Below are 6,293 nucleotides of genomic sequence, written 5' to 3' on the forward strand. Positions count from 1 at the left end.
CTATTCAGGTGGAGATGATCTGTTTTTAATTGGGGCTTGGGATGATGTTATTTCTAAAGCACTGGTTTTAAGAAAAGCATTTACTCGTTTTTTTGCTGGAAAGTTAACTTTTTCTGCAGGTATTGGCATGTATCCTGTCAAATACCCTATATCAAAAATGGCCAGTGAAACAGGAGTGTTGGAAGATCTTGCAAAACGTGGAGAAAAAAATCAAGTAGCTTTGTGGAATGACTCAAAAGTATTTGGTTGGTCACAGTTAGAAGAACAGATACTGAAAGAAAAAATGATACCCCTTCAAGAAGCACTGACTAATAGTCAGGAACATGGGAAATCTTTCCTTTATAAAATGTTGGAACTTCTTAGAAATGAAGATCAAATAAATATTGCACGGTTAGCTTATTTATTGGCTAGAAGCTCGTTATCCGAAGAGCTTACACAATCCATTTTTGCATGGTCACAGAATAAGCAACAAAAAGTGGAACTAATAACAGCAATAGAATATCTTGTTTATCAGATAAGGGAGGCAGATTAATGGAACTGGCAAAAACGAAGACTGGTGAAATGATTGATTTGAATTTCGCTCGGAAAGTTGTCGAAGAAAACAAACGTGTCAAAGATAATCGGGGAAGACAAGAAATCGTTCTTTTTAATGGGTTAACTACAAGTAAATTGAGAAATTTACTTGAGCTGATTAATCACGTCTATACAAAGGTTTACAATTCAGATGATACAACCTTATCTGAAGATGTTCGAGATGAATTAGAATACCTAAAAGTTAAGTTTGCTTATGAATCGGGCAGAGAGCCAGCTGTGCGAACGTTTATCGAAAAAACATATGTGGATAAGTTAGTAGATGTTGTTCTAAAGAAAAATACAAAGAAATTTTTTTTGGATTATTGCAAGTATTTCGAGGCACTAGTTGCTTATGCAAAATTTTATAGAATGGGAGATTAATATGTATTCTAAAATTCGAATTGTAGGTAAGATTGACGTTTTGACGGGTTTACATATTGGCGGTGGTGGTGAGACAAGCATGATTGGAGCAATTGATTCACCGGTAGTACGTGATCCTTATTCACGCTTGCCTATTATACCAGGTAGTTCAATTAAAGGGAAAATGCGCAGTTTATTAGCAAAACACATTGGGTTAATCCCTGGACAAAAAATGCATAACCAAGATGCTCCAGAAATTCTACGTCTTTTTGGTTCTAGCCAAAAAGGAGCAATTCAAAGCTCACGTTTACAAATTTCAGATGCTTTCTTTTCAAAGGCAAGCCAAGAAGAATTTGATAAAAAAGATTTAGCCTACACAGAAACAAAATTTGAAAATACAATTAGCCGATTAACTGCTGTTGCCAACCCTAGACAAATTGAGCGAGTGACACGTGGAGCATCGTTTGATTTTCATATTATTTACAATGTCGAAAATATAAACGAAGTAATGGCGGATTTTGAAAACATTAAAACTGCTATTCACCTATTGGAAAATGATTATCTTGGCGGTGGTGGTACTAGAGGAAATGGAAGAATTCGTTTTGTTATTGACTCGATTGACACCGTAGTAGGTGATTTTGATAGCTCGAATTTAAGTATAAAGTAGGTGAATCAATTGGTAGTCAAATTAGTAAAACTAACTTTTAAATCACCTGTACACTTTGGAATGAAGCGCTTGAGTGATTCGAACCACACAATAGCTGCGGATACATTGTTCAGTGCACTGATTATTGAAGCCCTTCAACAACAACTTGAATTATCTCATCTGCTAAATAACTTAGTGATAACTGACTTATTTCCTTACAATAAAACGTCCTATTTTTTACCCAAGCCATTGATTCGAATTGAAGGGAAAAAAGGGGATGAATCTGGGTACAAAGCCTTTAAAAAACTAACCTATATTCCCGTGGAGAATTACTCGGAGTATTTAAGAGGAGAAATTGATAGTCTCGAAGCAAGCAAAATAGCAGAATCTTTAAATCTGGGAAAAGCGAGTCTATCGACCAAGGTATCGCTCCAAGCTGTTGATCACAACGGTTAAAGTGAACCATATTCAGTGGGAAATTTTACATTTTATCCAGAATCGGGGTTGTATTTTCTGGCAAAAGGAAATGCCGATACGATTGGACAACTTGAGATACTAATGCATGCCTTGCAATATTCAGGAATAGGGGGGAAACGTTCTGCGGGATATGGTCAATTTCGTTGTACTATCGAAGACAGTGGTAAATTCGACTCCCTTCTTTCGCAAACAGGGAATATAGCGATTCTTCTATCCTCAGCGATGGCGTCTGATGAAGAACTAGTCGATTGTTTAGAAGATGCGCGTTATCTATTAAAAAAACGCACAGGCTTTGTACAATCAAAGACCTACGCTGATCAACTTGTGAAAAAGAAAGATTTTTATGCCTTTTCAGCAGGTTCAACTTTCTACCAAAAATTTAATGGAAAAATCTTTGATGTATCAGACAATGGACGTCATTCAGTTTATCGTTATGCCAAAGCTTTTTGGTTGGAGGGAAAAATATGATTGAAAAAGTTTATCAGGTCAAGCTAAAAGTATATGGGCCGGTCCATATTGGTAGTGGAAAAATCATAAGAAAACAAGAATATATCTATGATCGAAGAAAGTCACTTGCTCATATTGTAGATGGACCTAATTTGGTAAAATTTTTAAATAAAAAGGGTAAATTTACGGCCTATTTACAGTATTTGAATACAACGAAAGAAAGAGCGGATCTATATACATTTTTGAGACAAGAGCAGATTGACACAAATGACTGGAAGACTTTTGTGCTATACACAGAACGTGTAAACCAAGGGAAAATTGATATGAAGGATCATAATCCTTACTCGCGAACGTCAACGAATCGAAGACAAGTTGACAAAGGAATGAATGACTTGCATCTTTTCGTTCGAGATGGAAGAGGGGATCTTTATATTCCTGGCAGTTCACTAAAGGGGGCTCTTCGAACGGTATTGGAAGGAGCAAATCAATCCGCAGAGGCTTTTCACTCGTTGTCGATTAGTGATTCTTTGCCAATTGATCCAAAAAATTTGGCAATTTACCAAAAAATCGATATTAACAAAGAATTAAAACCTATGCCTTTATATCGAGAATGTGTAAACGTTGGAACAACTGTTGAATTTACAATGAAAATTAACAGTGATGACTGGACTATTGAAAAAATAGAGAAACAGATTCAACAAGCCTATCTTCAGTATTGGAATAAATGGTTTGTGGGAATGGTGACGACTCCAGGAGGGAAAGCGTTTATTAAAGGGGGCGGTCTGCCATCAGTTCTTCATGCTAAACATCGCCCGACGGTTCTCTTTTTGGGTGGTGGGACCGGTTTTCCCTCTAAAACGACACATTATTTACAAAAACCTAAAGAACAAGCACAAAAAGACATTTTCGCAATTTTACAAAGACGGTTTCGAAATGTTTATGGGAAGATGGCGACTGTTCCTAAAAATGTACCAATGGTGCTAAAAGGAACCGTAAATGATTCGACAAACAAATGGTATCAGCAAGGTGTCTGCCTTCTAGAGTTTCAACCGATAGGAGAAGCATAAATGAAAATACTCTTTAGTCCAATTGGAAATACCGATCCTTGGAGAAACGATCGGGATGGTGCCATGTTGCATATTGTTCGGCATTATCAACCCGATCGCGTGGTACTGTTTTTTACCGAAAGTATCTGGCAAGGGAATCAACATTTTTCAGGTCAGCAAGCGTTCGATTGGGTGAAAATTATTCAATCAATCAATGAAAATTGTCAAATAGAAATTAAATGCGATACGATTGAAGTTGAAAATGATTTTGATGCGTATAAAGATTTATTCCATCAATATTTAGTGGAAGAAAAAAGAAAATATCCCAATGCAGAAATTTTTCTAAATGTGACTAGTGGTACACCACAGATGGAGACAACTTTGTGTTTGGAGTATGTGACCTATCCAGATAAGATGAGATGCATTCAAGTTTCTACGCCATTAAAAACAAGTAACGCAAAAACCAAGTATGCTCAAGCAGATTGTCAGGAAGTCGATTTAGAGATTGTTAACGAAGAAGAATCACAACAGCCTTCTCGTTGTCATAAAATTGCTATTTTAAGCTTTAGAGAAGCGATTGTACGTAATCAAATTAAAAGTTTATTGGACAACTATGATTATGAAGCAGCGTTACAGCTTGTCGCTTCACAAAAATCGTTTAGAAATGGTAAAGAGATACGAAAAAAATTAAAAGAGCTAATTGATGATATCAAAATGCATCGAGTATTTTCGTACCTTATCAAACAGTATCCCAGAAATGAAAAATTGCAGAAAGCTTTATTGCATACGATTTTATTAGAAATGCGGCATCAAAGAGGCGACATAGCGGAGACGTTAATTCGTGTCAAATCAATCGCCGAATATATTGTTGAGCAATACATTCAAAAAAATTATCCTTATCTAATTATTTATAAAGAGGATAAACCATATTTTAATGTTTCCTATTCTCAAGAGTTGACAGAATCATATCTGGCTTTAATGGATTCTAGAAATAAGAAAACAAATAAAAAAATGACAGTAGATTCACTTGATAGAATTCTTGGCTTTCCTGCCTATCGGGATTTTTTACAGCTCTTAGAAGCATCCAATGAAATGACAAATGAGATGAATAAAGTAAATGAAATTAATAATTTACGAAACAAAGTGGCTCACAATTTGGATTCCTTAAATCTTGATCGTGATAAAAATGGACGCAAAATTACCAATGCTGTTACAGCTGTAAGAACGATGTTGTTGGCTGTTTTTCCAGAAGTTCAAGAGAATGACTTTCACTATTTAAAACAATTTAATCAATCAATTAAGGAGCTACTATGATTTCAAAAATTTTAGTCAATATTGGACTCCCTGATGAAATCAAAACTGCTAATATAGGAAGTTTATTGCATGGTTGCTTGATGGAGTGGCTACCGGAAGAAACAGTCTCTTTTCTTCATCAATATTCAACTTACAGTCCTTTAAAACAAAGACTGTTGTTAAATGATAAGAAAGTTCAATGGGAGATTGTTGTTTTTAATGATATTCTTTTTAACCAAATTGAACAGACATTAACGCTTAGAAAATCATTTCGTTTGCATTATAACCAGAAAGAAATCACGATAGAAAAAATCGAGATACAACAATTAGCGATAGAAGAATTAGTAAAGAAATATTTTTCAATGCAAGAAGTTCCACGTTATGTTAGACTGAATATTCAATCTCCAACAAGTTTTAAATCTAATGGGCAATACGATATTTTTCCTGATCTGAAAAAAATTTTTCGTAGTATCATGCGAAATACGGATACTTTTTTTCCAGAGTATCGCTTATTTGATGGTGATACTTTAGAATATTTGGTTAGCAAAACAAAAATCGTAAATTATCAGCTAAGAAGCACGAAATTTCACCTAGAGGGAATTAAGATTCCATCCTTTCAAGGGAATTTTACAGTCCAACTGAATGGCCCATTACCTGTTAAGCAATTATCGTATTTTTTACTGACATTTGGGCAGTGGACAGGCATTGGAGTAAAAACAAGTTTAGGAATGGGAAAATATTTTCTAGAATAATGTTGTCCGTAAGCAGGACAAACTAGCAGTACATACTAAGTCATTTGTCCTGTTTGCGGACATGGAAAACTATCTGTTTACTCTGATATGATAGTATTTTCAAAGCTATCTAAAATCGGAACCCACCCCGTATAAGAGGGGACGAGAACTTCGGTAGCAAACAACATAGGTAAGTCCTTGCGTTAATCGGAACCCACCCCGTATAAGAGGGGCCAAATGCTTCTTTGGTATTTTTATTATCGATTAACACGTTTGGACTGTATTTTTTTTCAGGCATGGTTTAAACTAATGAAAAGCTGCAACATTAGGAGGAATGGCAATGAGTGAAAAGAAAGTAAAACCAGTAGGACCATATTCACGGTCTAGAAGAACCAGTGAACTTGTTTTTGTATCGGGGCAGTTAGGAATTGATCCTGAGACAGGGGCTTTAGTCGATGGTGTTGAAAATCAAGCGACATTTTCATTAAAAAATGTGGCAGCAGTTCTTGAAGAAGATGGCCTAACATTAGCGAACGTAGTGAAGGCGACTGTCTTGTTAGCAAATATTGATGATTTTCAGGCAGTGAATGCGGTGTATGCGACGTTCTTTGAAGAGCCTTATCCAGCGAGAAGTGCCTTTGCAGTGAAAGATTTACCATTAGGCGCACTAGTTGAAATCGAAGTCATTGCTGAAAAAACACACTAGCATTACCTTAAAAA

7 protein-coding genes and 1 pseudogene are annotated in these 6,293 nt (G+C 35.7%); all 8 read left to right on the top strand.

The window, feature by feature from the left end; translation table 11 throughout:
* The coding region (locus NE257_RS01125; protein ID WP_420871102.1) for a Cas10/Cmr2 second palm domain-containing protein at nucleotides 1-532 on the top strand (532 nt) is incomplete at its 5' end.
* On the top strand, nucleotides 532-954 hold the full coding sequence (csm2, locus tag NE257_RS01130; RefSeq protein WP_251885598.1) for a type III-A CRISPR-associated protein Csm2: 423 nt from the start codon (nucleotides 532-534) through the stop codon (nucleotides 952-954). The genes NE257_RS01125 and csm2, both read left to right, overlap by 1 nt.
* 1 nt (nucleotide 955) lies before the next feature.
* Nucleotides 956-1,600, top strand: coding sequence for a type III-A CRISPR-associated RAMP protein Csm3 (csm3, locus tag NE257_RS01135; protein WP_007208956.1), 645 nt, complete (start codon nucleotides 956-958; stop codon nucleotides 1,598-1,600).
* Nucleotides 1,601-1,609: 9 nt separating this feature from the next.
* Nucleotides 1,610-2,524: pseudogene (gene csm4, locus NE257_RS11720) on the top strand (type III-A CRISPR-associated RAMP protein Csm4).
* A complete protein-coding gene (csm5, locus tag NE257_RS01150; RefSeq protein ID WP_007208954.1) occupies nucleotides 2,521-3,570 on the top strand; it encodes a type III-A CRISPR-associated RAMP protein Csm5 in 1,050 nt (349 codons plus the stop codon). Before csm4 ends, csm5 begins: the two are co-directional and overlap by 4 nt.
* Nucleotides 3,571-4,863 (top strand): type III-A CRISPR-associated CARF protein Csm6, encoded by a 1,293-nt coding sequence (gene csm6 / locus NE257_RS01155; RefSeq protein WP_007208953.1) that lies wholly within the window; start codon nucleotides 3,571-3,573, stop codon nucleotides 4,861-4,863. It begins immediately after the preceding gene.
* The gene (gene cas6 / locus NE257_RS01160; protein WP_251885601.1) at nucleotides 4,860-5,594 is read left to right on the top strand and encodes a CRISPR-associated endoribonuclease Cas6; all 735 of its coding nucleotides are present in this window, start codon (nucleotides 4,860-4,862) and stop codon (nucleotides 5,592-5,594) included. The genes csm6 and cas6 overlap by 4 nt, the downstream gene beginning before the upstream one ends.
* A 319-nt stretch (nucleotides 5,595-5,913) precedes the next feature.
* Nucleotides 5,914-6,279: a Rid family detoxifying hydrolase gene (locus NE257_RS01165; protein ID WP_040366949.1), complete on the top strand. Its 366-nt coding sequence runs from the start codon at nucleotides 5,914-5,916 to the stop codon at nucleotides 6,277-6,279.
* Nucleotides 6,280-6,293: the final 14 nt, after the last annotated feature.

The organism is Enterococcus italicus, from assembly GCF_023743875.1.
In the GTDB taxonomy this organism is placed as follows: Bacteria; Bacillota; Bacilli; order Lactobacillales; family Enterococcaceae; genus Enterococcus_G; species Enterococcus_G italicus.

Excerpts from the sequence above, each read along its gene's own strand:
- csm2 (WP_251885598.1), top strand. The coding sequence starts at position 532 with ATGGAACTGGCAAAAACGAAGACTGGTGAAATGATTGATTTGAATTTC.
- csm3 (WP_007208956.1), top strand. The coding sequence starts at position 956 with ATGTATTCTAAAATTCGAATTGTAGGTAAGATTGACGTTTTGACGGGT.
- csm5 (WP_007208954.1), top strand. The coding sequence starts at position 2,521 with ATGATTGAAAAAGTTTATCAGGTCAAGCTAAAAGTATATGGGCCGGTC.
- csm6 (WP_007208953.1), top strand. The coding sequence starts at position 3,571 with ATGAAAATACTCTTTAGTCCAATTGGAAATACCGATCCTTGGAGAAAC.
- cas6 (WP_251885601.1), top strand. The coding sequence starts at position 4,860 with ATGATTTCAAAAATTTTAGTCAATATTGGACTCCCTGATGAAATCAAA.
- NE257_RS01165 (WP_040366949.1), top strand. The coding sequence starts at position 5,914 with ATGAGTGAAAAGAAAGTAAAACCAGTAGGACCATATTCACGGTCTAGA.